This is a genomic window from Caulobacter sp. GW821-FHT10E02 (assembly GCF_059415225.1).
On record NZ_JBWKMV010000008.1, the window covers coordinates 1 to 1033 of the forward strand.

Sequence of the window (1033 nt, forward strand, 5' to 3'; positions counted from 1 at the left end):
AGAAGGTCGATTACTCGACGATCTTGGCCACGACGCCGGCGCCGACGGTGCGGCCGCCTTCGCGGATGGCGAAGCGCAGGCCTTGGTCCATGGCGATCGGGGTGATCAGCTCGACGTCCAGCTCGGCGTTGTCGCCCGGCATGATCATTTCCACGCCTTCCTTCAGCTTGATGATGCCGGTGACATCGGTCGTGCGGAAGTAGAACTGCGGACGGTAGTTGGTGAAGAACGGGGTGTGACGGCCGCCTTCTTCCTTGTTCAGGATGTAGGCTTCGGCCACGAACTTCGTGTGCGGGGTGATCGAACCCGGCTTGCAGAGAACCTGGCCGCGCTCGACGTCTTCACGCTTGGTGCCGCGCAGCAGCACGCCCACGTTGTCGCCGGCTTGACCTTGGTCCAGCAGCTTGCGGAACATTTCGACGCCCGTGCAGGTCGTCTTCTGGACCGGACGGATGCCGACGATTTCGACTTCTTCGCCGACCTTCACGATGCCCTTTTCGATACGGCCCGTGACCACGGTGCCGCGGCCCGAGATCGAGAACACGTCTTCGACCGGCATCAGGAACGGCAGGTCAACCGGACGTTCCGGCTGCGGGATGTAGGCGTCGACCGAAGCCATCAGCGCCAGGATCGCTTCTTCGCCGATCTTGGCGTCGCGGTTTTCCACGGCGGCCAGGGCCGAGCCCTTGGTGATCGGGATGTCGTCGCCCGGGAACTGGTACGAGCTGAGCAGCTCGCGCACTTCCATTTCGACGAGTTCCAGCAGCTCTTCGTCGTCGACCATGTCGACCTTGTTCATGAACACGACCAGAGCCGGCACGCCGACCTGACGGGCCAGCAGGATGTGCTCGCGGGTCTGCGGCATCGGGCCGTCGGCGGCCGACACGACCAGGATCGCGCCGTCCATCTGGGCGGCGCCCGTGATCATGTTCTTCACGTAGTCGGCGTGGCCGGGGCAGTCGACGTGCGCGTAGTGACGGTTGGCCGTCTCGTACTCGACGTGAGCCGTGTTGATCGTGATGCCGCGGGCCTT

Annotated in this window: 1 protein-coding gene; it reads right to left on the reverse strand. The window is 64.2% G+C overall.

The features are described 5' to 3' along the window. Positions 1 to 10: 10 nt before the first annotated feature. Positions 11 to 1033 (reverse strand): elongation factor Tu (tuf, locus tag AC07NI_RS26035; RefSeq protein WP_494624593.1); only part of this gene is annotated, 1023 nt, incomplete at its 5' end.